This window comes from Gaoshiqia sediminis, assembly GCF_025907915.1.
Taxonomy (GTDB): domain Bacteria; phylum Bacteroidota; class Bacteroidia; order Bacteroidales; family Prolixibacteraceae; genus Gaoshiqia; species Gaoshiqia sediminis.
Map to the genome: position 1 here is coordinate 1 of NZ_JAPAAF010000148.1, position 334 is coordinate 334.

Annotated in this window: 1 pseudogene; it reads left to right on the forward strand. The window is 56.0% G+C overall.

Annotated elements, in window-relative coordinates:
* Nucleotides 1–334 (forward strand): annotated as a pseudogene (locus N2K84_RS20340) (HYR domain-containing protein); the annotation flags it as partial.

Consider the following 334-nt stretch of genomic DNA (forward strand, 5'->3'; position numbering starts at 1 on the left):
TCAGCCGACAACTGCGGGATCGCTTCGCTGGCACTCGATATTGCCGATTTCACCTGCGCCCATGTGGGACAGAACAATGTGGTGCTGACCGTAACCGATGTGAACGGCAACTCAAGCACCGCCAACGCCGTGGTAACCGTGGTTGACGACATCGACCCGACAGCCCTTGCCCAAAACGTGACCATCTACCTGGATGCCAACGGCAATGCATCCACCACGGCCGAAGCTGTTGACAACGTTTCAACCGACAACTGCGGGATCCAGTCCCTTACTTTGGATACCGAAGCATTCACTTGTGCCCATGTGGGACAGAACAATGTGGTGCTGACCGTGA